Annotated in this window: 23 protein-coding genes; 14 read left to right on the top strand and 9 right to left on the bottom strand. The window is 48.5% G+C overall.

Features of this window, described 5'->3' with window-relative positions:
* Both feoB and HMPREF3091_RS03390 read left to right on the top strand, forming a co-directional pair.
* A complete protein-coding gene (feoB, locus tag HMPREF3091_RS03395) occupies nucleotides 1–2,316 on the top strand; it encodes a Fe(2+) transporter permease subunit FeoB (protein ID WP_070714256.1) in 2,316 nt (771 codons plus the stop codon).
* A 38-nt stretch (nucleotides 2,317–2,354) separates the two neighbouring features.
* A complete protein-coding gene (locus tag HMPREF3091_RS03390; RefSeq protein ID WP_004091016.1) occupies nucleotides 2,355–2,603 on the top strand; it encodes a FeoC-like transcriptional regulator in 249 nt (82 codons plus the stop codon).
* 251 nt (nucleotides 2,604–2,854) lie between these two features.
* Here HMPREF3091_RS03390 and bioH read toward each other — a convergent pair whose 3' ends face one another.
* A complete protein-coding gene (gene bioH, locus HMPREF3091_RS03385) occupies nucleotides 2,855–3,625 on the bottom strand; it encodes a pimeloyl-ACP methyl ester esterase BioH (protein ID WP_070714254.1) in 771 nt (256 codons plus the stop codon).
* A 44-nt stretch (nucleotides 3,626–3,669) separates the two neighbouring features.
* On the opposite strand from bioH, the gene gntX reads away from it, so the two are divergent.
* Together gntX and nfuA are read left to right on the top strand one after the other, a co-directional pair.
* A complete protein-coding gene (gene gntX, locus HMPREF3091_RS22015) occupies nucleotides 3,670–4,353 on the top strand; it encodes a DNA utilization protein GntX (protein ID WP_083321351.1) in 684 nt (227 codons plus the stop codon).
* Nucleotides 4,354–4,411: 58 nt separating this feature from the next.
* Nucleotides 4,412–4,987, top strand: coding sequence for a Fe-S biogenesis protein NfuA (gene nfuA / locus HMPREF3091_RS03380; RefSeq protein WP_004091023.1), 576 nt, complete (start codon nucleotides 4,412–4,414; stop codon nucleotides 4,985–4,987).
* Between the two features lie 87 nt (nucleotides 4,988–5,074).
* Here the strand turns inward: nfuA and ulaR are convergent, their stop codons facing one another.
* Both ulaR and ulaG read right to left on the bottom strand, forming a co-directional pair.
* Nucleotides 5,075–5,830: an HTH-type transcriptional regulator UlaR gene (ulaR, locus tag HMPREF3091_RS03375; RefSeq protein WP_035502810.1), complete on the bottom strand. Its 756-nt coding sequence runs from the start codon at nucleotides 5,828–5,830 to the stop codon at nucleotides 5,075–5,077.
* 136 nt (nucleotides 5,831–5,966) lie between these two features.
* Nucleotides 5,967–7,031, bottom strand: coding sequence for an L-ascorbate 6-phosphate lactonase (ulaG, locus tag HMPREF3091_RS03370; RefSeq protein ID WP_004091027.1), 1,065 nt, complete (start codon nucleotides 7,029–7,031; stop codon nucleotides 5,967–5,969).
* A gap of 442 nt (nucleotides 7,032–7,473) precedes the next feature.
* Between ulaG and ulaA the strand changes: the two genes are divergently transcribed.
* From ulaA to HMPREF3091_RS03335, 7 genes are all read left to right on the top strand, one after another.
* Nucleotides 7,474–8,874, top strand: a complete 1,401-nt coding sequence (gene ulaA / locus HMPREF3091_RS03365) for a PTS ascorbate transporter subunit IIC (protein WP_070714253.1) — start codon at nucleotides 7,474–7,476, stop codon at nucleotides 8,872–8,874.
* 18 nt (nucleotides 8,875–8,892) lie between these two features.
* Nucleotides 8,893–9,198: a PTS ascorbate transporter subunit IIB gene (gene ulaB, locus HMPREF3091_RS03360; RefSeq protein WP_020303557.1), complete on the top strand. Its 306-nt coding sequence runs from the start codon at nucleotides 8,893–8,895 to the stop codon at nucleotides 9,196–9,198.
* A gap of 11 nt (nucleotides 9,199–9,209) precedes the next feature.
* Nucleotides 9,210–9,677 (top strand): PTS ascorbate transporter subunit IIA, encoded by a 468-nt coding sequence (gene ulaC / locus HMPREF3091_RS03355; RefSeq protein ID WP_004091035.1) that lies wholly within the window; start codon nucleotides 9,210–9,212, stop codon nucleotides 9,675–9,677.
* 121 nt (nucleotides 9,678–9,798) lie between these two features.
* Complete coding sequence (locus HMPREF3091_RS03350; RefSeq protein ID WP_087944297.1) at nucleotides 9,799–10,455, top strand: 3-keto-L-gulonate-6-phosphate decarboxylase UlaD; 657 nt, start codon at nucleotides 9,799–9,801, stop codon at nucleotides 10,453–10,455.
* Between the two features lie 10 nt (nucleotides 10,456–10,465).
* The gene (locus HMPREF3091_RS03345) at nucleotides 10,466–11,326 is read left to right on the top strand and encodes an L-ribulose-5-phosphate 3-epimerase (RefSeq protein ID WP_004091037.1); all 861 of its coding nucleotides are present in this window, start codon (nucleotides 10,466–10,468) and stop codon (nucleotides 11,324–11,326) included.
* Nucleotides 11,326–12,012 (top strand): L-ribulose-5-phosphate 4-epimerase, encoded by a 687-nt coding sequence (locus HMPREF3091_RS03340; protein ID WP_070714251.1) that lies wholly within the window; start codon nucleotides 11,326–11,328, stop codon nucleotides 12,010–12,012. The genes HMPREF3091_RS03345 and HMPREF3091_RS03340 overlap by 1 nt, the downstream gene beginning before the upstream one ends.
* A gap of 27 nt (nucleotides 12,013–12,039) precedes the next feature.
* A complete protein-coding gene (locus tag HMPREF3091_RS03335) occupies nucleotides 12,040–12,603 on the top strand; it encodes a YagU family protein (RefSeq protein ID WP_004091040.1) in 564 nt (187 codons plus the stop codon).
* Between the two features lie 73 nt (nucleotides 12,604–12,676).
* On the opposite strand, the gene yigL is transcribed toward HMPREF3091_RS03335, so the two are convergent.
* Together yigL and pldB are read right to left on the bottom strand one after the other, a co-directional pair.
* Nucleotides 12,677–13,480, bottom strand: a complete 804-nt coding sequence (gene yigL, locus HMPREF3091_RS03330; RefSeq protein ID WP_004091041.1) for a sugar/pyridoxal phosphate phosphatase YigL — start codon at nucleotides 13,478–13,480, stop codon at nucleotides 12,677–12,679.
* 16 nt (nucleotides 13,481–13,496) lie between these two features.
* Nucleotides 13,497–14,522, bottom strand: coding sequence for a lysophospholipase L2 (gene pldB / locus HMPREF3091_RS03325; protein ID WP_070714249.1), 1,026 nt, complete (start codon nucleotides 14,520–14,522; stop codon nucleotides 13,497–13,499).
* A 302-nt stretch (nucleotides 14,523–14,824) separates the two neighbouring features.
* Between pldB and asd the strand changes: the two genes are divergently transcribed.
* Nucleotides 14,825–15,928: an aspartate-semialdehyde dehydrogenase gene (asd, locus tag HMPREF3091_RS03320; protein WP_004091045.1), complete on the top strand. Its 1,104-nt coding sequence runs from the start codon at nucleotides 14,825–14,827 to the stop codon at nucleotides 15,926–15,928.
* A 47-nt stretch (nucleotides 15,929–15,975) separates the two neighbouring features.
* On the opposite strand, the gene HMPREF3091_RS03315 is transcribed toward asd, so the two are convergent.
* Nucleotides 15,976–17,670: a sensor histidine kinase gene (locus tag HMPREF3091_RS03315; RefSeq protein WP_070714248.1), complete on the bottom strand. Its 1,695-nt coding sequence runs from the start codon at nucleotides 17,668–17,670 to the stop codon at nucleotides 15,976–15,978.
* Between the two features lie 466 nt (nucleotides 17,671–18,136).
* On the opposite strand from HMPREF3091_RS03315, the gene HMPREF3091_RS03310 reads away from it, so the two are divergent.
* The gene (locus HMPREF3091_RS03310; protein WP_070714246.1) at nucleotides 18,137–18,640 is read left to right on the top strand and encodes a GNAT family N-acetyltransferase; all 504 of its coding nucleotides are present in this window, start codon (nucleotides 18,137–18,139) and stop codon (nucleotides 18,638–18,640) included.
* On the opposite strand, the gene HMPREF3091_RS03305 is transcribed toward HMPREF3091_RS03310, so the two are convergent.
* Nucleotides 18,620–19,258 carry a LuxR C-terminal-related transcriptional regulator gene (locus tag HMPREF3091_RS03305; RefSeq protein ID WP_070714244.1) on the bottom strand — a complete coding sequence of 213 codons (639 nt, stop codon included), beginning with the start codon at nucleotides 19,256–19,258 and terminating at the stop codon, nucleotides 18,620–18,622. The two genes, HMPREF3091_RS03310 and HMPREF3091_RS03305, sit on opposite strands and share 21 nt — an antisense overlap.
* 443 nt (nucleotides 19,259–19,701) lie before the next feature.
* On the opposite strand from HMPREF3091_RS03305, the gene HMPREF3091_RS03300 reads away from it, so the two are divergent.
* The gene (locus HMPREF3091_RS03300; RefSeq protein ID WP_070714242.1) at nucleotides 19,702–20,565 is read left to right on the top strand and encodes a hypothetical protein; all 864 of its coding nucleotides are present in this window, start codon (nucleotides 19,702–19,704) and stop codon (nucleotides 20,563–20,565) included.
* 65 nt (nucleotides 20,566–20,630) lie between these two features.
* Here HMPREF3091_RS03300 and HMPREF3091_RS03295 read toward each other — a convergent pair whose 3' ends face one another.
* On the bottom strand, nucleotides 20,631–21,341 hold the full coding sequence (locus tag HMPREF3091_RS03295) for a fimbrial biogenesis chaperone (protein WP_070714240.1): 711 nt from the start codon (nucleotides 21,339–21,341) through the stop codon (nucleotides 20,631–20,633).
* Nucleotides 21,313–22,620: a fimbrial protein gene (locus HMPREF3091_RS03290; RefSeq protein WP_227660133.1), complete on the bottom strand. Its 1,308-nt coding sequence runs from the start codon at nucleotides 22,618–22,620 to the stop codon at nucleotides 21,313–21,315. Before HMPREF3091_RS03290 ends, HMPREF3091_RS03295 begins: the two co-directional genes overlap by 29 nt.
* Between the last annotated feature and the right edge of the window lies 1 nt (nucleotide 22,621).

Genomic DNA, 22,621 nt, shown 5'->3' with positions numbered 1-22,621 from the left:
ATGAAACAGCTCACCATCGGGTTAATTGGTAACCCCAACTCAGGTAAAACCACGCTATTCAACCAGCTGACAGGCTCCCGCCAGCGCGTTGGTAACTGGGCCGGCGTCACGGTAGAACGTAAAGAAGGTCATTTCACGACTCAGGAACATCAAGTCAAGCTGGTAGATCTACCCGGTACTTATTCGCTGACAACGATTTCAGAACAGACATCGTTGGATGAGCAGATCGCTTGTCACTATATCCTGAGTGGGGACGCTGATTTAATCATCAACGTCGTTGATGCCTCTAACCTTGAGCGCAATCTGTATCTAACGCTGCAACTTCTCGAGTTAGGTATCCCCTGCATCATCGCACTGAATATGCTGGATATCGCTCGCAGTCAGCAGATTGATATTGATATTGAAGCCCTTTCTCGTCGCCTTGGTTGCCCGGTGATCCCGCTCGTTTCTACCCGCGCCAGCGGCATCGTTGAGCTGAAAAAAGCTATCGATTTGCCACCAACATGCGCCGTTGAAGCGCTAGTCGAATATCCACCACTGCTGCTAGGACAGGTGGATCGTTTGTCTCAAGCAATGCCTGACACTCTCGCGGTGCAGCAACGTCGCTGGCTAGCACTACAGTTGCTGGAAGGAGATATTTACAGCTCAACACGTGCCAGCAATGCATTGAAAATTCTGCCTGAAGTGCAGGACACACTGAAGCGCACGCTAAACGAAGATCCTGCATTGATCATTGCGGATTCGCGCTATCAAAGTATTACGGATATTTGTGATTCCGTGAGTAACACCACCACGGCGCTGCCTAATATCCTGACGGAAAAACTAGACCGCATTATTCTCAACCGCTGGCTGGGCATACCGATTTTCCTGCTGGTGATGTACGTCATGTTTGTTCTAGCGATCAACATTGGTGGCGCGCTACAGCCGCTGTTCGACGTCGGTTCTTCTACCATCTTTGTCCAAGGTCTACAGTGGCTTGGGTATACACTGCACTTCCCTGAATGGCTGACCATTTTCCTTGCTCAAGGCGTTGGTGGCGGTATTAACACCGTCCTGCCTCTCGTCCCACAAATCGGGATGATGTATCTGTTCCTCTCCTTCCTTGAGGACTCCGGTTATATGGCTCGCGCCGCTTTCGTGGTTGACCGCATGATGCAGGCACTGGGCTTACCAGGTAAATCATTCGTTCCTTTGATCGTCGGTTTTGGCTGTAACGTACCTTCCGTTATGGGGGCGCGTACCCTAGATGCACCACGTGAACGCCTGATCACCGTGCTAATGGCACCATTTATGTCCTGCGGTGCGCGTCTGGCGATCTTTGCGGTGTTCTCTGCAGCATTCTTCGGCCAAGGCGGCGCACTGGTAGTGTTCTCGCTGTATATGCTCGGTATTGTCATGGCGATTCTGACAGGGCTGATGCTTAAGCACACTATCATGCGCGGTGAAGCGTCTCCGTTTGTGATGGAGCTACCGGTCTATCACGTCCCCCATTTGAAAAGCCTGCTTTTGCAAACTTGGCAGCGTCTGAAAGGCTTCGTGCTGCGCGCAGGTAAAGTTATCATCATCGTCAGTATCTTTATCGGTGCGCTAAACAGCTTCTCCTTCAGTGGAAAAGCCGTAGACAGCATCAACGATTCTGCGCTGGCTTCTGTCAGTAAAGTGATGACGCCATTGCTACAACCTATCGGCGTTCACAGCGATAACTGGCAGGCTACGGTCGGTTTAGTGACGGGTGCTATGGCGAAAGAAGTGGTTGTTGGTACCTTGAACACCTTGTACACCGCCGAGCAAATTCATGAAGAAGAGTTCGAGCCCGCTGCCTACAGCCTGATTGGTGGCTTAGAAGAAGCCGTGGGTGAAACATGGCAAAGCCTGAAAGACACCTTTAGCCTGAGCGTATTCGCTAACCCAATCGAAGCCAGCAAAGGTGATGGTGAGATGGGCTCAGGTTCAATGGGCGTCATGGGCAGCAAATTTGGCAGCGCGAGCGCCGCTTATGCCTACCTGATCTTCGTTCTGCTATACGTACCTTGTGTATCAGTGATGGGCGCTATTGCCCGTGAAAGCAGCCGAGGCTGGATGACATTTTCCATTCTGTGGGGCTTGAACGTCGCATATTCACTGGCAACCGTGTTCTATCAGGTGGCTAATTTCACCAGCCATCCACAATACAGCACCATAGCCATTGCCCTTGTCGTGATATTCAATGCGTTAGTATTGGTCGCCCTACGCCGTTCACGCGATCGAGTGAGCGTCCGTTTAGTCAACGACCCCGCCAGCTGCTGCTGTGATACCGGTAAGGGCAGCTGTCATTAAGACTAATGACGCACGGTGAGTATTAAGAGGAAGACAGAATGGCAAGCCTGCTAAAAGTACGCGATACGGTTGCCCTACACGGCCGCATCGAGCTCAATCAGCTCTGCCGCGAAGTCAACGGCTCGCCAGCCATGGTGCTGGCGATGCTAGAACGCTTAGAGCAAATGGGCTGTGTAGAAAAAGTTGATGACATCGATAATGGCTGCGTAAGCGGCAGCTGCAAAGGATGCCCTGAGACGAGTAAGAACTGTGAGACGGTGGTATACAAGACGAAGGGGATACACTGATTACTGGTGTTCGCTTAGCCTGTTGTAACTGCGGTGTAGGTTTCAGTGTAAGGTTTCGTACGCCTAGAACGCCTAAATCTACATAGACACGGTGCAGGCATCCAAGCAAGGCGGCTCAATCGCCGACGTCCTGTCGGCGAATCCTAACCTACATACCCCTTTTCGGCTGAAGGACAACGAGCCGGAGTTTGGGGCGGCCTGGATGGCCGATACCAAACCGGAGCGGAAATAGCGTCTAGGATAAAACCCTCTTACTCCTCTCTCCCCCACGTCTCCACCACCTCACAAAACTCCGCCGGATGTGACACAAACGGCGCATGAGCTGATTTTTGAATCACCACGGACTTGCTCCTAGGGCAAGACTCATCCAGCAGCGCAGCGACCTTACGAGGTACTAATCCATCCAGATAACCGTAAATACGTAGCAGCGGCATAGATAAGTCTGCAATCTGCTCACGTAAATCTTCAGTACGGAGAATATCCAAACCCCCGTTGAGTACCTCAACTGATGGCATCGGCTGTGTTAGCACCACGTCTTTTAAAATACGGGCATCCTGCCGTGCGCTTTCCGTACCCAAGGTCTGTAATGCTAAGAAGCGCTCTACGGTGCGTTTAAAATCTTCACTCAGTTGATGTTGAAAGCCGCTTAACACCTCATTTTTAATCCCAGGCCATCCTTCACGAGCCGTAAAACATGGAGAGGACGAAACGGTAATCAGCGAGGAAACCCGCTCAGGGTAACGTAGCGCAATATCGCTTGCGACTAAGCCGCCCATCGACCATCCCAGCCAAATGGCTTTCTCTGGCGCTTGCCGGATCACAAGGTCACTCATCTGAACCAACGTTAGCGCACCAAATCCCTGACTGCGACCATAGCCTGGCAGATCCACCAGATGCACACGAAATTGCGTACTTAATCGCGGCAAAATGCAACGCCACACCTCGGCATTCAGCCCCCATCCGTGCAACAACACAAGATCGCGGTCGCCTTCGCCACAAGTATGCCAATAGAGTTCATTCATCAGTTATTGTCCGTCTCTTAGAGCCGCATTCTCAGGAGGAGAAAATGTTCATTATCAGTGCCCGCTGCTGGATCTGTCAGCTTCCGCTAAGGGTCCCAACACAGGGAATTTGCAGTTTCTGTACTGCGGCGAGCTTAAACACACTCTCGGTTTGCCCACGCTGTGGACTCCCCAGTGGCGACCCAAAACGGATCTGCGGTCGATGCATACAAAAGCCTCCGTATTGGCAGCAGCTCATTTTTGTCAGCGACTACCAGCTGCCACTGAGCCAATTGATACATCGTCTAAAATACCAAGGAAAATGGCAAATAGGATCGGCGCTAGCGCGACTCATGCTGTTGAGCTATCTAGACGCTCGCCGAACGCGGCTCCTGCCAACCCCCGATCTCGTTACGATTATACCACTGCATCGGCAACGCCAATGGCGAAGGGGCTTCAATCAAAGTGACTGGCTCGCGAAGCCTCTCGCCCGATGGTTACAATGTCCATATTCTCCCGAACTGCTAAAGCGTACACGCAATACCCGCCCCCAACAAAGTCTCTCCGCAGTGAGACGTCGCCGCAATTTACGTGACGCCTTTACCTGCCAGCAAAATCCTTCAGGTAAACATATTTTATTAGTCGATGATGTACTCACCACCGGCAGCACTATCGGAGAAGTTAGCCGCCTGTTGATAGCTCAAGGCGCTAAATCCATACAAGTTGTATGCCTTTGTCGAACCTTGTGAGCACTTTACAATCGGCGTATTATAACCAACCAGATGAGTCAACTATTGAGCAAATGCCATGATCCGTATTACCGAAGCTGCCCAAGAGCACTTTGCCAAGCTGCTGGCAAACCAAGAAGCAGGCACCCAGATCCGTGTTTTCGTGATTAATCCAGGCACGCCAACCGCAGAGTGCGGCGTTTCCTATTGCCCACCGGATGCGGTAGAAGCGAACGATACCAAACTCGATTTCGAGAAATTATCAGCCTATGTTGACGATGTAAGTGCACCCTATCTGGAAGATGCAGAGATCGACTTTGTTACCGATCAGCTAGGTTCTCAGCTAACGCTGAAAGCGCCTAACGCCAAAATGCGTAAAGTAGACGATGATGCTCCGCTGATCGAACGCGTGGAGTACGTGCTGCAATCGCAGATTAACCCACAGCTGGCGGGTCACGGCGGCAAGGTAACGCTGATGGAAATCACCGAAGACGGCATTGCTATTCTGCAGTTCGGTGGCGGCTGTAACGGCTGTTCAATGGTGGACTACACCTTGAAAGAAGGCATCGAGAAAGAGCTGCTGCAGAAATTCCCTGAGCTGAAAGGCGTACGCGATCTGACTGAACACGAACGCGGCGAACACTCTTACTACTGATTTTCTGATACTACTGATTTTCTGATTTACGCAACTCCGCCCAGCCCCTGAAGTTAGAGTGGCTGGGAGGGGTAATTTATTACTGCGTTAGACCAAAATCACTTCCACGCCTTGGGCTTTCAGCTGTTCAATGACTTTCTCGTCAGCGGCTTTGCCCGTTATTACAATATCAATCTGCTCGGCGCGGCTGAATAGCATGCCTGCCCGCTGTCCAACTTTGCTACTATCCGCCAGCACCACCAATTTCCCGACATAGTTGAGCATCTTCTGCTCAGCCATCGCCGTCAGCATATCGGTCTTATAGAGACCTTCTGCGGTGAGCCCCTTGCCACTCGTGAACATCCAGTGCCCCGCATATAACGAAGACTCGCCTTCCTGCGGTGCCAATGTGATAGCTTGGCTACGATTATATTGGCCGCCCATAATCACCACGCTGTCATGCTCCTGTTCAATCAGGAAGTTGGCCAACGGCAGATAGTTAGTAATCACCTGAGCATCTTTGCCACAAATTTCACGCCCCAGCGTGAAAGCCGTTGAACCACAGTTGATGACGATGCTTTCCCCTGGCTTTACCAGCTGTGACGCTGCGCGCGCGATGCGAACTTTCTCTTCATGATTCTGCGCTTGATGAATATTCATCGGGGTCCAAGCCACACGATTTTGGCTCACCGCTTCAGCACCGTTACGTACTTTCTTCAGCTTACCGCTTTCGCCCAGTTTGTTAATGTCACGACGCGCCGTCGCAGGAGAAACTTGAAGGCGATCAATTACCTGCTCAACGGTAACAAATCCAGTTTGTTGCAGCATTTCCAGCAAGAGCTGATGCCTTTGCGATTCAGTCATGATTAATTCCAGCGCATAGATGATTATTTGGTGATTATATTTGAAGATAGTAAAAAAAACACGTTTTAAAGCAGTTGTTATAAAACGCAAAAGCCGAGTATATAACTCGGCTTCAAGGGCAGTATTAGACTGATTATTATAAGAATGATTTGAACGGCAAATCAGGTTCAATAGTGAAACAATCATCAAAGCCGCGTGGATAATGATATTCGAAATTATCCTTATCTAACGGATAGGTAAACTTACCGCCAACCTGCCAGATAAATGGCTTAAAGCCATATTTCAGGCGATCTTTTTTCATTTCCCACAGCACGCGAATCTCTTGGGGATCGGCTTGGAAGTTTGACCAAATATCGTGATGGAACGGGATCACAACCTGCGTTTTTAGCGATTCCGCCATGCGTAAAATATCCGAGCTGGTCATCTTGTCGGTAATTCCACGTGGGTTTTCGCCATATGAGCCCAACGCCACATCGATTTTATGCTCGTTGCCATGCTTCGCGTAGTAGTTGGAATAGTGTGAGTCACCGCTGTGATACAGATTACCGCCTGGGGTTTTAAACAAATAGTTCACCGCGCGCTTATCCATACCGTCCGGTAATACACCCGCCGCTTTTTCATTGGCTGGCAGCGTAATCAGCGCCGTGCGGTCAAAAGCATCCAGAGCGAGGATTTCCACATCCTTGATTTTCACTACGTCGCCCGGTTTCATCACGATGCAGCGCTCACGCGGCACGCCCCAGCCAACCCACAGATCTACGCAGGTCTGCGGACCGATAAACGGAACGCTGCTATCGCAGTTTTGCATCACCGCGGCGGCGACATTAACGTCAATATGGTCATTGTGGTCGTGAGTAGAAAGCACCGCATCAATCTGGCGGATGGCAAATGGGTCTAGCACAAACGGCGTGGTGCGTAGGTTCGGCTGCAATTTTTTCACCCCAGCCATGCGTTGCATCTGATGACCATCCTTCATCAGTGGGTTACCGTGGCTCTGTTTCCCTGTACCACACCAGAAATCGACGCAGATATTGGCACCCCCTTCAGATTTCAGCCAAATGCCCGTACAGCCGAGCCACCACATGGCAAAAGTACCCGGTGCAACTTTCTCCTGCTCAATCTCTTCGTTTAGCCAAGAACCCCATTCTGGAAAAGTACTTAGGATCCAAGACTCTCGGCTGATGCTTTCAATCTTACTCATGGTGTACCCCTCATCGTATTCAGGTCTGCGGCAGGGAGAGTAACGCTCCTCACCTTCGCTGTTTAAATCAAAATAAATCACAAAAAGAATAAATATGATTTGTTATGAGAAATCTACCATGATTAAAGTCAGACGCAAAACCTAATTTTCTATGATGACACTCACAAAAACATCATTAAAAAAGACGCATGAGCGTTTTATTGCACAACAAAAACAATGTAAACAATTGTTCTAAATGCACAAAAATAGAAATCCAGATAAGCTAAGACAAAATTTAATACCCACACAGTTCAAGTTGAGATACATCTCACAAATAATCAAATAAAATCTTTTAATGATTCTTTGTGATTGTTAGAGTGATTTTGTACAAAACAGAACCTGTCTGTGAACAACAAAGAGAAACACGGCAGGAATAAAAGCCAAAAGCCGAGCGGAGTGCTTTATGGAAACCCTCTACAACATCTTCACCATATTCTTTAATCAGGTCATGACAAATGCCCCGTTGCTGCTGGGTATCGTGACATGCTTGGGATATTTGCTATTACGCAAGAGCGCAACTGTCATTATCAAAGGCACCATCAAAACTATTATTGGTTTTATGCTACTTCAGGCGGGTTCAGGCATTCTGACCGGCACCTTCAAGCCCGTCGTTGCCAAGCTGTCAGAAGTGTATGGTATCAACGGTGCAATATCAGATACTTACGCAGCAATGATGGCTACCGTCGAACGCATGGGAGATGCTTATAGCTGGGTGGGATATGCCGTGCTGCTGGCGCTGGCGCTCAACATTCTCTACGTGCTGTTTCGTCGTATTACCGGTATCCGCACCATTATGCTAACCGGCCACATAATGTTTCAGCAGGCCGGTCTTATCGCGGTCTTCTTCTACATTTTTGGCTACCCGATGTGGACAACGATTGTCTGCACTGCGGTTCTCGTCTCACTATATTGGGGCATCACCTCCAATATGATGTTCAAGCCAACTCAGGACGTCACCGACGGCTGCGGTTTCTCCATTGGCCACCAGCAGCAATTCGCGGCATGGATTGCCTGTAAGGTCGCCCCTTACCTTGGCAAAAAAGAAGAGAGTGTTGAAGACCTCAAGCTGCCAGGCTGGTTAAACATTTTCCATGACAACATCGTTTCTACCGCCATTGTCATGACCGTGTTCTTCGGCACCATCCTCTGTTCCTTCGGCATCGACACCGTGCAACAGATGGCAGGGAAAACACACTGGACAATCTATATCCTGCAAACTGGCTTCCAATTTGCCGTCGCTATTTTCATTATTATTCAGGGCGTACGCATGTTCGTGGCGGAGCTCTCTGAAGCTTTCAACGGTATTTCTCAACGTCTGATCCCCGGTGCTGTTCTGGCTATCGACTGTGCGGCAATCTATAGCTTTGCACCTAACGCCGTTGTGTGGGGCTTCATGTGGGGGACTATAGGACAGCTGATTGCGGTAGGCATTTTGGTTGGTATTGGCTCTTCCATCATGATTATTCCCGGTTTCATTCCTATGTTCTTCTCCAATGCCACCATCGGCGTGTTTGCCAATCACTACGGCGGCTGGCGCGCAGCACTTAAGGTTTGTCTCATCATGGGAATGATTGAGATCTTTGGCTGCGTTTGGGCGGTCAAATTGACCGGACTGAGCGCATGGATGGGAATGGCTGACTGGTCGATTCTGGCACCGCCAATCATGCAAGGCTTAACGTTTGGTCTGTGGTTTATGGGCGTCATTATTGCCATCGCACTGATTTACATGTTCTTCGCTGGCCGCACTCTGCGCGCTGAAGAAGATGCAGAAAAAGCAGCACTCAACGAATCTTCTGCAAATTAATTAACTGGAGCACAAATCATGACAGTACGAATCCTAGCGGTATGCGGTTGTGGGCAAGGCAGTTCCATGATTATGAAAATGAAAGTCGACCAGTTTCTGACACAGCAAAACATCGATCACAGCGTCAATAGCTGCGCCGTTGGTGAATATAAATCAGAACTGAGCGGCGCAGATATCATCATTGCCTCGACCCACGTCGCCGATGAAATCACTGTGACCGGCAATAAATACGTCGTTGGCGTACGCAACATGCTTTCTGCCGCAGACTTTGGCCCCAAGCTGATGGACGTGATTAAAGAGCACTTCCCTAAAGACATTAAGTAACAGGAGCAGGTATGAAACTGCGTGATTCTCTGGCTCAAAACCACTCTATCCGTTTGCAGGCTGAAGCCAGCACTTGGCAAGAAGCGGTCAAGATTGGCGTTGACCTCTTGGTTCAAGCCGACGTTGTCGAGCCTCGTTACTATCAGGCCATTCTTGATGGCGTTGAGCGATTTGGTCCTTACTTCGTTCTGTGTCCCGGTTTAGCGATGCCGCACGGCAGGCCGGAAGAGGGGGTGAAGAAAACCGGTTTTTCTTTGGTAACTCTCAAAACGCCACTCTCGTTTAACCATGAAGATAACGATCCGGTTGATATTCTGATCACCATGGCGGCCGTTGATGCCCATACGCATCAGGAAGTCGGGATCATGCAGATCGTTAACCTATTTGAAGATGAAGCAAATTTTGATCGCCTACGTGCGTGCCGCACCGAACAGGATGTTCTAGATCTGATCGATCGGGCCAACGCCGTACAGGCTTAACACTCACCAGACCTACCCGCCCTCCCCTGTATGGGGAGGAAATACACAGTGTCATTCTGTTCCTCCCTCATAAGGGCGGCTGGGTAGGCTCATGTCAAAAACTTACTTTTGGAGTACACAAATGTCTCACTCATTACCGATGCTGCAGGTGGCACTTGATAATCAAACCCTAGATGACGCCTACAAAACCACTCGCTTAATCGCCGAAGAGGTCGACATTATCGAAGTGGGCACTATTTTGTGCGTTGGTGAAGGCGTACGCGCGGTGCGCGATCTTAAAGCGCTCTATCCGCACAAAATCGTGCTGGCTGACGCCAAGATCGCCGATGCAGGAAAAATCCTCTCGCGCATGTGTTTTGAAGCCAATGCCGATTGGGTCACCGTCATTTGCTGCGCAGATATCAATACTGCCAAGGGCGCGTTAGACACTGCCAAAGAGTTTAATGGCGACGTGCAAATCGAGCTGACCGGTTATTGGACTTGGGAACAGGCTGCAGAATGGCGCAGTGCCGGTATTCAACAGGTCGTTTATCACCGCAGTCGTGATGCTCAGGCCGCTGGCGTGGCATGGAGCGACGCCGATATCTCATCGATTCGCCGCTTAGCCGATATGGGTTTCAAAGTGACTGTCACCGGTGGGCTCGCGTTAGAGGATTTACCTTTGTTCAAAGGGATTCCAATCCACGTATTTATCGCAGGCCGCAGCATCCGCGATGCCGCTAGCCCAGTAGAAGCAGCCCGCCAATTCAAACGTTCTATCGCCCAACTATGGGGCTAAGGTAAATCTCATGCTCCAGAAAGCCGTCCCTCTCGGAATATACGAAAAAGCACTGCCTGCGGGTGAAGACTGGCTGCCGCGTTTGCAGCTGGCCGCAGAACTCGGATTCGATTTCGTTGAAATGTCGCTCGATGAAAGCGATGTGCGTTTGGCGCGGCTTGACTGGAGTCGTGAACAGCGTTTGGCATTGGTCAATGCCATTGCCCAAACCGGCGTGCGCGTACCCTCGATGTGCCTAAGCGCGCACCGCCGTTTCCCTCTAGGCTCAGAAGACGACGCTGTTCGCGATCAGGGTTTAGAGATCATGCGCAAAGCCATTTGTTTAGCACAAGACGTCGGCATCCGCGTGATTCAGTTGGCTGGCTATGATGTCTATTATCAAACGGCCAATAACGCTACCCGCGAACGCTTCCGCGACGGCCTGAAGCAGTCGGTAGAAATGGCAAGCCGCGCTCAGGTAACGCTGGCGATGGAAATTATGGACTACCCGCTGATGAACTCAATCAGCAAGGCTCTCGGCTATGCCCACTATCTCAATAATCCGTGGTTCCAGCTCTATCCTGACATCGGCAATCTTTCCGCATGGGATAACGACGTGCAGATGGAGTTGCAGGCTGGCAGCGGCCACATCGTCGCCGTTCACGTCAAAGATACTCAGCCGGGTAAGTTTAAAAACGTACCGTTTGGCACAGGTGTCGTGGAATTTGAACGTTGTTTCGCCACGCTCAAAGAGAGCGGCTACTGCGGCCCTTATCTGATTGAAATGTGGAGCGAAACCGCAGCCGACCCGATTATGGAAGTGAAAGCCGCCCGCGACTGGGTTAAGCAACGCATGGCTAATGCAGGGTTAGCAGTAGAGGAGGTCGCATAATGCAGTCACTCAAGCAGCAAGTTTTTGACGCCAATATGGCGCTGCCACACTATGGTCTTGTCACATTCACATGGGGCAACGTGAGTGCCATCGACCGCGAACGAGGAATCGTCATTATCAAACCCAGCGGAGTGCCTTACGACACCATGAAAGCTGATGATATGGTGGTGGTCGATTTACAGGGCAATATCGTGGAAGGCGAGTATCGCCCATCATCCGACACGCCGACTCATCTGGAGCTTTATCGCCGCTATCCTCATCTCGGCGGTATTGTGCACACCCATTCGACTCATGCCACGGCGTGGGCGCAAGCAGGGTTATCTATTCCCGCTTTAGGTACCACACATGCTGACTATTTCTTCGGTGACATTCCCTGTACCCGTGCGCTGACCGTTGACGAAGTAGCAGGAGACTATGAGCTCAATACTGGCAAAGTGATCGTAGAAACACTGGGTGATACAAATCCCATGCATACCCCTGGAATAGTGGTTTACCAACATGGGCCATTTGCATGGGGTAAAGATGCTTTAGATGCTGTGCATAACGCCGTGGTGATGGAAGAGGTTGCCAAGATGGCCTGGATTGCCTGCGGTATTAATCCGCGTTTACGGCTGATTGACCCCTATTTGATGGATAAGCATTTCAGCCGCAAGCACGGCCCAAATGCCTACTATGGGCAAAAATAAGCTAACTGATATCTAAGGAGGGCTACCATGTCTGTGAAAGACTTGTTTGTACAAACCGATCCTGCTCGCCGCCGTTATGGCGTAGCGACTTTAGTGGGCTTTGCTGCGGGGATTATGTCTGCTTTCGTCAAATGGGGCGCGGAAGTGCCATTGCCGCCACGTACCATTAGCGATGGTCGTGCCGAGTTTAATCCGCCATATCTGTTTTTACGCGATTATCTCGGTATTGATCCCACCAGTACCGTCTATACCTTTTCCGAACACATCATTAATCCGGTGATGGTGACACATATTCTCTTCTCGCTCGTGTTCGCGATAGGTTACTGCATCGTCGCCGAACGCTTTCCAAAAGTGAAAATGTGGCAAGGCGTAATGGCGGGGATTATTTGTACCATCGCTGTACATGGGATCAGTTTCCCTCTACTTGGGCTAACTCCGCCTCTGTCGCAGTTACCTGCCGATGAATACATCTCAGAAATCTTTGGTCATATCGTCTGGTTCTGGGCCATAGAGCTGATCCGCCGCGATCTACGTAATAGGATCACGCATGAGCCTGATGCGGAAGTCCCGCTAGATGCTCCTTATCGGTAAAGCACGGTAATACTTCGTTCGCCAGACGCGTTCAAAACACCACTCGCGCTGGCGAACGAAATCTATCTCATCGTTACTTATCCAGATACATCTTGCGCAAATAATGTGGCACAGCATCATCCACGTTGCTGCCAATCACTTCCAAATTTGGCAGTGCGTCTTTCAGGCGCTGATGAGAATCGCGCATGATGCAGCCTTTCCCAGCCATGGATAGCATCTCCATATCATTCATGCCATCACCGAAGGCGATGCAGTCTTTCAACGTATAACCTAGCAGCTTGGCCACATATTCCAGCGCATGACCTTTGGAAACACCGCCCGCCATCACTTCCAAACAGGTTGGAAATGAGAAACTGACGTTTACACGATCGCCCCAGCGCGCATTTATGGCCTCTTCCAACGGCAGCAGTTTTTCATGCGTCTCGCTGGTGAAATAGATTTTGCAGATCCCATCAGTTGGCAGCAGAGCTGGCTCAAAAACCTGATAGTGGAATACAGACTCTTGGAAGAACTCCCTTTGCTCTGGACTTTCACGGTTCATAAACCAATCATCATTACGATAGACGTTGGTCAGAATCTCAGGGTCATCGTGCACGATAGTATAGAGGTCGCGAGCGATATCTTCGTCAACGTTATGACTAAAGATTAACTCACCGGCAGTATTGTGAACACGTGCGCCATTAGACGTAATCATAAAAGCACTGATACCTAAGCTATCGCGAACCTGTGCAATATCAATATGATGGCGACCAGTTGCAAAGACAAAATTCACACCTAGCTGGGTCAGCTGTTGCAGAGTTTCGCGCGCAAAGGGAGTCAATGTATGAGCAGGAGACAGCAGGGTACCGTCCATATCAGAAGCAACAATGTGGTACATAAAGTGTGTTCTAACCTCAGCTGGGGTTGGCGGCAGTTTCTGCCTGTGAATCAGTATGTAAGGCGTAAAAATCCAAAATGGCATTTAACGCTTCAGAGCGCTGTGCGTCCCGCTCAAACAGGATCTCATGGCGTGCGCCCTGGATGATATGGGGAACACCGCCGTAAGGTGGGTTTCCCGCTTTCGAGAGTGCCTGACAAAAAGCAAAATGTGATGCATTCGTGACGACCCTATCGCCACCGGCTTGTAACAGCAGCAGCGGCGTAACAATATTCTTCGCCTGTGCGATAGCCCGCTCTCCTGCCTGAATGCTTTCGCGCACCCAGTGGTAAGTTGGCCCACCGACCTGTAGTTCAGGATAATCGGCGTAATAGCGTAAAAAACGGCGGTAGCGCACACGACTATGAGTTAACTCATTGACGATAAAAGGCAGTGGACGCCAGTGGCCGGTACCGAGCGCATAATTATCGCGCATAGTAGGATAACGTTCGGCCCAGTCAGTAATGCGTTTAGCAAGCCACAGCGGCATAGGCAACTTAATGCCGGTCATAGGTGAACATAGCGCTGCGGCATCAACCCCCTGCGGCTTACGCGCCAAAAAGAGCGCCATAATTGCACCCCCCATCGAATGCGCTAGTGCAAAGCGTTGCTGATAGGGCTTCGACAGAATCTCCTGCTGCCAAAGGATTTCGAGGTCATCGACGTAATCATCAAAACGAACTACGTGGCCACGGTGATGATCTTCTAGCATTCGACCCGACTTCCCTTGACCGCGGTGATCGACAATCACCACGTCGTAGCCGCTATGAAAAAGATCGTAGGCTAATTCAGGGTATTTCATGTAGCTTTCGATGCGTCCCGGAGAAATCAGTATCACGCGGGTGTGCTGTTCGGACGTAAAACGGACAAAGCGAATCGATACATCATCCACGCCCATGAATACATCTTCCTGACGCTGCTGCCAGAAATCAAGCAATGGGCCGGTGGTAAATGCTGCAAATTCGTTCTCGCGCTGCAACCAGCTTTGGGTCAGAGCAGACATATGAGTCGTTATCGTCCTTTGGTAATTTTGTGAACAACTGCACAAGAAATAGCTGATTTGTATTGTGGCACAAAAGCCTGCATTCAGGGAGTGATTACCCTATCGTTGCCATAACTCGCGCCAAAACAGCGATTATTAGTTACGCACATGAATACATTCACTCATATCTAATAAATTCACTTGCGCATCGTCACACATTTTGTAAGTTTGGTTAATGGGGCAAGCCCCACCGCACAGACAGGCGGCTTCAATGTTTTATTCAACTTCTTATTAATATAAAAACCTCCAAGGTAGGACAGCATATGAAAAACGTTGGTTTTATCGGTTGGCGCGGAATGGTCGGCTCCGTTCTCATGCAGCGCATGATTGAAGAGCGCGACTTCGACGCCATTCGCCCGGTTTTCTTCTCCACATCCCAGCATGGTCAACCCGCGCCTACCTTTACCGGCCAGCAGGGTACCTTGCAAGATGCCTATGATATCGATGCGCTGACAGCATTAGATATTATCATCACCTGCCAGGGCGGCGATTATACCAACGATATTTACCCTAAGCTGCGCGCCAGCGGCTGGCAGGGCTACTGGATCGATGCCGCTTCATCGCTGCGCATGAACGAAGATTCAGTGATTATCCTCGATCCCGTGAACCACGATGTGATTCACGATGCATTAGACAGAGGGATTAAAACTTTCGCCGGTGGTAACTGCACCGTTAGCCTGATGCTGATGTCACTCGGTGGGCTATTTGCCAATGATTTGGTGGATTGGGTTTCCGTTGCCACCTACCAAGCTGCTTCTGGCGGCGGCGCACGGCACATGCGTGAATTACTGACGCAGATGGGCATGCTGCATAACAGCGTGGCTAAAGAGCTGCAAAATCCTGCATCAGCCATTTTAGATATCGAACGTAAAGTCACCGAACTTGGCCGCAGTGGTACTCTGCCAACGGATAATTTTGGCGTGCCATTAGCCGGTAGCCTGATCCCCTGGATCGATAAAGCTCTGGATAACGGGCAAAGCAAAGAAGAGTGGAAAGGCCAAGCCGAAACCAACAAGATTTTGGCAACCAAAGAGATCATTCCAGTTGATGGCTTATGCGTTCGCGTAGGCGCACTGCGCTGTCATAGCCAAGCCTTTACCATCAAACTGAAGAAAGATGTGGAAGTATCAGAGATCGAACAAATTCTGGCTAGCCACAATGACTGGGTAAAAGTCGTGCCTAACGACCGCGAACTGAGCATGCGTGAATTAACGCCTGCTGCCGTCACCGGCACACTTTCAACGCCGGTTGGCCGTCTGCGTAAACTCAATATGGGGCCACAGTATCTGTCGGCGTTCACCGTTGGTGACCAGTTGCTATGGGGTGCAGCGGAACCTCTGCGCCGCATGCTGAAGTTTGTGCTGTAAGTTTTTATGCCCCCCTATCAGGGGGGCTTAATAAGTAGATTGCCCTATCACACCTCTGCTACCGATTTCGGTACGCGCACCACTATGCGGGTAAATTTATCCGCCTCGCTCTCAACGCTTACCCCAAATCGCTCGCCATAACGGGCTTTAATCCTACGATCGACCAGATTCATCCCCAGCCCATCGCCACGGGGTTTCGACTGATAGAGACCGGCGTTATCTTCGATGCTTATCAAGATATCGTCCCCTTCGCACCAGCTATGCAGGCGAACTTCCCCAACGCCAAACAGCTGTGAGGTTCCATGCTTAATCGCATTCTCAACAATAGGTTGCAGCGAAAATGCAGGCAAACGCTCATTCAACAAAGACTCATCAATATCAAAATCAATCATTAAATGATCGGCAAAACGCGCCTTTTCGATTTCTAGATAGGCTTTCACATGTTCGATTTCATCGCCTAGCGTCACTTCATCGCTGCTGCGCTTAAGGTTTTTGCGGAAAAAGGTTGAAAGCGAAAGGACCAGTTTGCGCGCATGATTAGGGTCGCGGCGGATCACTGCCGATAAGGTGTTAAGCGCATTAAATAGGAAGTGTGGATTCACCTGCGCATGCAGAAGCTTAATTTCCGACTGCACCAACAGCTGCTTTTGCTGTTCATACTTACCCGCCAAAATCTGTGCTGACAGCAGGTGGGCAATGCCTTCCCCTAACGTGCGATTAATGCTGGAAAACAGCTTATTTTTCGGCTCATACAGCTTAATACTACCCACGACACGGTTATCTTCGCCACGCAGGGGGATCACCAGCGTTGATCCCAATTTGCAATTCGGCGTAATGGAGCACTGATAGGCGACTTCATTACCGTCGGCATAAACCACCTGATCGAGTTCGATCGCGCGATGCGTATGGTGAGAGGTAATAGGCGAACCGACCAGATGGTGATCGTCACCGATGCCAATAAATGCCAGCAGCTTTTCTCGGTCAGTGATCGCAACAGCCCCAACACCTAGCTCTTCATACAGTACGCGCGCAACTTTCATACTGTTTTTGGGGTTGAATCCCTGCCGCATCACCCCTTCGGCTCGCGCTGCAATTTGTAGGGCTTTGGAGGAAAATGCCGAGGTATACTTTTCAAAAATCGCCCGTCGATCGAGCAAGATCTGCATAAACATCGCAGCACCCACGGTATTGGTGATCATCATCGGTAAAGCGATGTTTTCCACCAGCTCTTCGGCCTCCCAGAAGGGGCGCGCCACGATCAGGATGATCAGCATCTGTAAACATTCAGCCAAAAATGTTATCGCGGCGATCACCAGAGGCTGGAATAGCAGATCTAGACGATTATTTTTCAGCATATAGCGATGCAATAATCCGCCAACCAAACCTTCAACGACAGTTGAAATCATGCAGGCCATCGCCGTCATACCGCCCATCGAATAACGATGTAAACCTCCTGTGAGCCCCACCAGAAAACCAACCGATGGTCCACCCAGCACGCCCCCCAGCACCGCACCAATGGCACGCGTATTCGCGATAGAATCGTCTATATGCAAGCCGAAGTAGGTGCCCATGATGCAAAACATCGAAAACGTGAGATAACACACCAGCTTGTGCGGCAGTCGAATCGTGACCTGCATCAGCGGGATAAACAGAGGGGTTTTACTCAGCAAATAGGCAATAACCAGATAGACGCACATCTGCTGGAGAAGGGAGAGGATTAAATCGATCTGGCTGACACCCATGGAAAATATCCTTCATTCACATGGCAGGTTGTATAAGGAAATGATTGTAACCTTACTCCTGAGCATCATGTAGAGGCTTTATCTGCGCTTATCATAACTCAAGCGACATTTTCGTTGGTTGTGCTCACGTTTCTTCCCCCTAGATCATCGGGATCGTGTGTTACGGTGAGGCGGAGAAGAGAATTTAGGCAAAAAAAAAGCCAGCACCCGAGCTGGCTAAAAAAACACTGGAAGCAATGTGAGCAATGTCGTGCCTTCTCGAAAGGACATCTTGGATAGCACTACCTGAATATGAGCTACCCCGGTACTGTGTCTCTAAGACTGTCTTCCCTAGAACGCATGGCAATGATAATCATTATCAATATCACTTGTAAAGTGTTTTTTTATTGATTAATAACCCTACTAAAATAAATTTTATCCTTTATATTTAATAGGTTATTAGCTAAGCCTTTGACAGGAAAAACAAATGATCGAGATTACAATTAGAGCCGCGACACCGCTAGACGTAGAAGAATTGCACAAATTACATACGCATCCACAGGTCTACGCGCAAACTTTGCAGTTGCCATATGCCACAACAGAGATTTGGGAAAAACGACTCGTTCACACCCCCGCAGGCCACTATCATCTCGTCGCCGTGAATGAAGACCGTATAGTTGGATGCATTAGTCTGGAAGCTTATCAACGCCCTCGAATGCGCCATAGCGGCACCTTCGGAATTAGCGTTCACTGTGATTTTCAGGGGCAAGGCGTGGGCCGTAAACTCATGACGGCAATGCTAGAGTTGGCCGATAAATGGCTAGATTTAAAACGCATTGAGCTTACGGTATATACCGATAATGCGGGAGCCATCACATTGTATAAAAAATTTGGCTTTGAAATTGAAGGAACCAGTCGCGGCTATGCTTATCGCGACGGGCAGTACGTTGATGTTTTTCATATGGCACGCTTACGTACGCTCACCCACTAACACCGCTTTATGGCTAACTAAATAACGGCAGAAATTGGCGTGATTCGTTAGCCCAAGCTTACGCATAGCGCTACGCTTATGCCCACTGATGGTTTTTTCACTCACCTTTAATCTGCGTGCAATCTCTCCGATACTTTGGCCCTGCTGCAAACAACTCATCACTCTCTCTTCGCTGCGAGTAATCTGTACACTATCCACTCCCATACTCTTCTCTAGAAAACGTCTTATTGCGTCACTACGCACAACAGCGCCCGAGAAGAGGTGATGCATAATCGCCTCACGCAGTACAGAAAGCGGCTCTTGTTTTGACAAAAGAGTATAAGTTTTGTAGGACATAACCCTAGATAAAACATAAGGATCTTCTGAACGAGTCAAAACGATCACCGGCAGATTAGGAAATGACACCTTCAATAATTGAAGTGTATCCAACGCACCCGATAACCCATATTCAAAAGGAACTATCTCAATGATTAAGGCATCAAAAGGTTTTAGCCTTTGCTTACTGATAAATTGAGAACATAAGTCGAATGGTTGACATTTTACCTTGATACCCTTCAGACAACTGTATATTCCCACCGCATCAACATATGAAGTTTCAACCAATGCAACTCTTAACATTTTATTCCCAAGAAAAATTAAATGAGGAAAAAACGGATTTCAAATTATTCTATAAATTTGCAATTCCATGTATAAATTCTTATAGAAAATAAATAGCAGGACTCTCAAGAAAACTATATCACTCTAATTTGTTATAAATACATGAACATTTCTGGTATGTTTTGTTTCTATGCAATCGCAAATCAACAGCATTATTGACCAAAAAAACCATTATTAATGGTGATATAAACTAAATAACCACCGCAACACAAGTTCAATAAATCGTTTTATTGTCATTTTCAGATCAATATAATTATAGGTTATACAATTAATATAATGGATTAGTATCATGACATTATGGTCAATCTATATATAATGATTATGGAGTACTAAAAACACCATTATAGTTATGGGATTAAATACCCATATTTCGGTATTACCTATTCACCTTACAAAGAAAAAATATGAAAAAAAACAATTTAGAAAAAGAACTATTTCTTTATAGCTCACACATACAAAAGCTACCCAATTTCAGGAAATGTGTTGAAAAGCACTATGACTTGATGTTATCAATGTGTAAAACACATCCGCTATTTTATAAAACGATGTTTAAGGATACTCGCTTTAATATTGCGATTACCGTCCTATGCTTTTATTTCACTCAAAAAGACCCTACATTATCTGATGTAAAGAACTATTGTGTTAACCACGGACTTGGAAGCCATAACAGTCTAGAATCATTGATGTTTTTCCTCAGAGTTGGCGGGAGATTAAATGTATCCAAAAGCGAAAAAGACAAGCGGATTCTGTTGTTTAACCCCACAGAAAAAGGGTTAAACGAAACTCGGCGTTATTTGGCTAACTCACTCGCCATCTTTCCTGAATTGCTACCTGATTATCGGTTAGAAAAAAACCATTTAGATAGCTATGAGGGATTAGAAAAATTCTTTATCCGCTGTGCTGAACTGTTCTTCAATGACGTTATTGTGAGCAACATTCTTCCTGACTCTCAGATTTTTTTATTGAAAGATGCAGGACATATGATTTTCATCCGCCTTTACCTTGAAGCATTAAAACAAAAGGAAAATCCCGGAGTCGCAACAACTATTTCCTACAGCCAAATCGCCAAAGAAACTTCTGTTTCGCGTACACATTTAAGGAGAATTGTTGATGCCGCGGCCAAGAAATCTCTGATGACACCACATGAAAATATGACGCTGACGTTACATGATTCGTTCATCACTCTCGCTGAGGAATATATGGGTCTATACTTCGCCTTTGTTATGTACTGTTTAGAGATTAATCCTAGTGATGAAAAATCGATATAGAACGCTATCAGCGAATTGACTTTTCATTTTCGTGATACAAACATGCCTAATTATCACTTAAATGACTACTTAATCGTCTGGGTGTAATCCCAAGAATTACCTTCATCGTTAATGAGCGAAAATGATATTGTCTCATTCATAGTATTAAGCGTTGGAGGTAATGGAATCTGGCGGTGGCTCTTTGGCGGTAATATTCCGATATCCAAAGGAATATTACGTATTGTCACACCAATAATGCTCAGATAATACTGCGTTGGATTTTCAATATTGAGGACACCGTTTTGTCGCTGAAACCTAATTTTATTTCCTACCGATTCTTGTAGGTGCGAGATCCCCGATGGACGTAAAAAAAGCTTCATCTGTGTGCGCAGCGCTATGGTCACTTTTTGCGTAGATTCACCAGACATACGCGGTGGAATCTCATAGATATTCAGCCAATACATCGACTCTCGCTCTTTTGGCAATGTGCTATCTATCACCATCAACCGTAGGCTTTTCATCTCTTCAGGTTGTAATTTGAAGACCGCGGGTAAAACCAAGATCGGTGAAGTACTTTTATCCGGAGTCGACTGCGGATCGCCATTATCAGACCAAGCCTGCACCACCACAGGGTAACTATTTTTATTCACTAGCTGTAACGATGCCTCAGTTTCTCCATCGTTAAACACCACTCGCGTCGCTTCCGCGTTGACGGCGGCCTGTGTGCTCTCGGAGGCTAGCAGGATGAAAAAAACGCCACCGATAAAACTACTGAATACGGATAAGAATCTGCGCATGCGCTTGATAGCTCCCTGCCGTTAGTTCATCACCACCGAACTTCTCTAACTGTGCCATAAACGTTTCGGTGTAACTGTTGATCCCTTGAGCCGTATTTGAATCCACCAATGTTTGGTCGCCACCAAGGATCGGTGACCAGCCCGTTGTTTTCGTCGTATCCGTCGTCAAAAACTGCATTGGCTGGTTATTGCGATAAATTTTCACCCCAACGCCCCGCGCATGACCAGCCGCACCGTACTGTTCGTCTAACAAATAGTTAGCTGCTCCAGAGGTAATCAAACCATATTTAGTCGCAGCGGCAACACTCGCAGGCGGAGCCAAAAATCCCAAGGCAATTTGTCCTGTTTTCAACCCTGAGGTTGCTGCCGACTGGCACTGAAAGTCCAATGTAAACGGTGACTGACTGACCTCGCCGGCCTGTAAAGCACTAATGTTAATCGCAGGCAAAGTGACTACCGGCGTAAAGTTACTCACTTTGCATGTCGCTCCTCGTCGGAACGTCACATAGTTATAGAGCCCTATCGACGCAGGCCACGTTCCATACCACCCAGGGAAACTGGTCTGAGAGTCAGCGCCGTCGGCAGGTCCAGTAATCCCTGGCCCACGAAACGCAATATAGGCATTTGGCTGGGTATAAGCGTATAAGTAGCTGGCCGCATTATTCGTACCGGAGCGGGCGTAGTTCAAACGAAATATCTCGGTTTGTACTGCACTGAAATTCTTCGCTTTAACCAGTAATCTTCCTTGGCTATCCGTATCGAGCCCAGTAAGTGGGCGAGATTTCCAGATTTTGTCGTAAAACTCACCGGTTTCCATATTGGTAAAACGAATAGCAATATTACGCACATAGGTGGCATAGGATTTCGGAGCAACGCCAGTGATGCTGCCGTCATCGTACATACCGGCATACGCCGCATCGCCGTTGGTTGCATAAACCTCATAAACCTTACCAGCATCTGCGGCATCGCAGCGAAATAGCACCTGTTCGCTCACGTATCCCGAATTAACCGCATAGGAAGTGAAGGGAGCAACACTGGATGCCAATAACGTCCCGTCGGGCTGGAAGTCATTGCTCGTGCTGATATCCACAACGCTCGGCAGCCCTAGAGAACCGTTGTTATAGTCCAAACTGCCATACCATAGAGCGCCTACGCCGTCGCTGGTACTGCTCAGCTGTGATTGAGCCGTAATTTTTGTGCATTGTGCAATGGCGGATGAAGACATCATCAGCAGGAAAAACGTGGATATCATCCCTGCCCTGACTTTTATCCCAAACATA

The sequence above is a fragment of the Hafnia sp. HMSC23F03 genome, from assembly GCF_001816025.1.
GTDB lineage: Bacteria > Pseudomonadota > Gammaproteobacteria > Enterobacterales > Enterobacteriaceae > Hafnia > Hafnia paralvei.
The sequence above is the reverse complement of the archived record's forward strand: the minus strand, read 5'-3'. Positions and strand labels throughout refer to the sequence as shown.

Excerpts from the sequence above, each read along its gene's own strand:
- feoB (WP_070714256.1), top strand. The coding sequence starts at position 1 with ATGAAACAGCTCACCATCGGGTTAATTGGTAACCCCAACTCAGGTAAA.
- HMPREF3091_RS03390 (WP_004091016.1), top strand. The coding sequence starts at position 2,355 with ATGGCAAGCCTGCTAAAAGTACGCGATACGGTTGCCCTACACGGCCGC.
- bioH (WP_070714254.1), bottom strand. The coding sequence starts at position 3,625 with ATGAATGAACTCTATTGGCATACTTGTGGCGAAGGCGACCGCGATCTT.
- gntX (WP_083321351.1), top strand. The coding sequence starts at position 3,670 with ATGTTCATTATCAGTGCCCGCTGCTGGATCTGTCAGCTTCCGCTAAGG.
- nfuA (WP_004091023.1), top strand. The coding sequence starts at position 4,412 with ATGATCCGTATTACCGAAGCTGCCCAAGAGCACTTTGCCAAGCTGCTG.
- ulaR (WP_035502810.1), bottom strand. The coding sequence starts at position 5,830 with ATGACTGAATCGCAAAGGCATCAGCTCTTGCTGGAAATGCTGCAACAA.
- ulaG (WP_004091027.1), bottom strand. The coding sequence starts at position 7,031 with ATGAGTAAGATTGAAAGCATCAGCCGAGAGTCTTGGATCCTAAGTACT.
- ulaA (WP_070714253.1), top strand. The coding sequence starts at position 7,474 with ATGGAAACCCTCTACAACATCTTCACCATATTCTTTAATCAGGTCATG.
- ulaB (WP_020303557.1), top strand. The coding sequence starts at position 8,893 with ATGACAGTACGAATCCTAGCGGTATGCGGTTGTGGGCAAGGCAGTTCC.
- ulaC (WP_004091035.1), top strand. The coding sequence starts at position 9,210 with ATGAAACTGCGTGATTCTCTGGCTCAAAACCACTCTATCCGTTTGCAG.
- HMPREF3091_RS03350 (WP_087944297.1), top strand. The coding sequence starts at position 9,799 with ATGTCTCACTCATTACCGATGCTGCAGGTGGCACTTGATAATCAAACC.
- HMPREF3091_RS03345 (WP_004091037.1), top strand. The coding sequence starts at position 10,466 with ATGCTCCAGAAAGCCGTCCCTCTCGGAATATACGAAAAAGCACTGCCT.
- HMPREF3091_RS03340 (WP_070714251.1), top strand. The coding sequence starts at position 11,326 with ATGCAGTCACTCAAGCAGCAAGTTTTTGACGCCAATATGGCGCTGCCA.
- HMPREF3091_RS03335 (WP_004091040.1), top strand. The coding sequence starts at position 12,040 with ATGTCTGTGAAAGACTTGTTTGTACAAACCGATCCTGCTCGCCGCCGT.
- yigL (WP_004091041.1), bottom strand. The coding sequence starts at position 13,480 with ATGTACCACATTGTTGCTTCTGATATGGACGGTACCCTGCTGTCTCCT.
- pldB (WP_070714249.1), bottom strand. The coding sequence starts at position 14,522 with ATGTCTGCTCTGACCCAAAGCTGGTTGCAGCGCGAGAACGAATTTGCA.
- asd (WP_004091045.1), top strand. The coding sequence starts at position 14,825 with ATGAAAAACGTTGGTTTTATCGGTTGGCGCGGAATGGTCGGCTCCGTT.
- HMPREF3091_RS03315 (WP_070714248.1), bottom strand. The coding sequence starts at position 17,670 with ATGGGTGTCAGCCAGATCGATTTAATCCTCTCCCTTCTCCAGCAGATG.
- HMPREF3091_RS03310 (WP_070714246.1), top strand. The coding sequence starts at position 18,137 with ATGATCGAGATTACAATTAGAGCCGCGACACCGCTAGACGTAGAAGAA.
- HMPREF3091_RS03305 (WP_070714244.1), bottom strand. The coding sequence starts at position 19,258 with ATGTTAAGAGTTGCATTGGTTGAAACTTCATATGTTGATGCGGTGGGA.
- HMPREF3091_RS03300 (WP_070714242.1), top strand. The coding sequence starts at position 19,702 with ATGAAAAAAAACAATTTAGAAAAAGAACTATTTCTTTATAGCTCACAC.
- HMPREF3091_RS03295 (WP_070714240.1), bottom strand. The coding sequence starts at position 21,341 with ATGCGCAGATTCTTATCCGTATTCAGTAGTTTTATCGGTGGCGTTTTT.
- HMPREF3091_RS03290 (WP_227660133.1), bottom strand. The coding sequence starts at position 22,620 with ATGTTTGGGATAAAAGTCAGGGCAGGGATGATATCCACGTTTTTCCTG.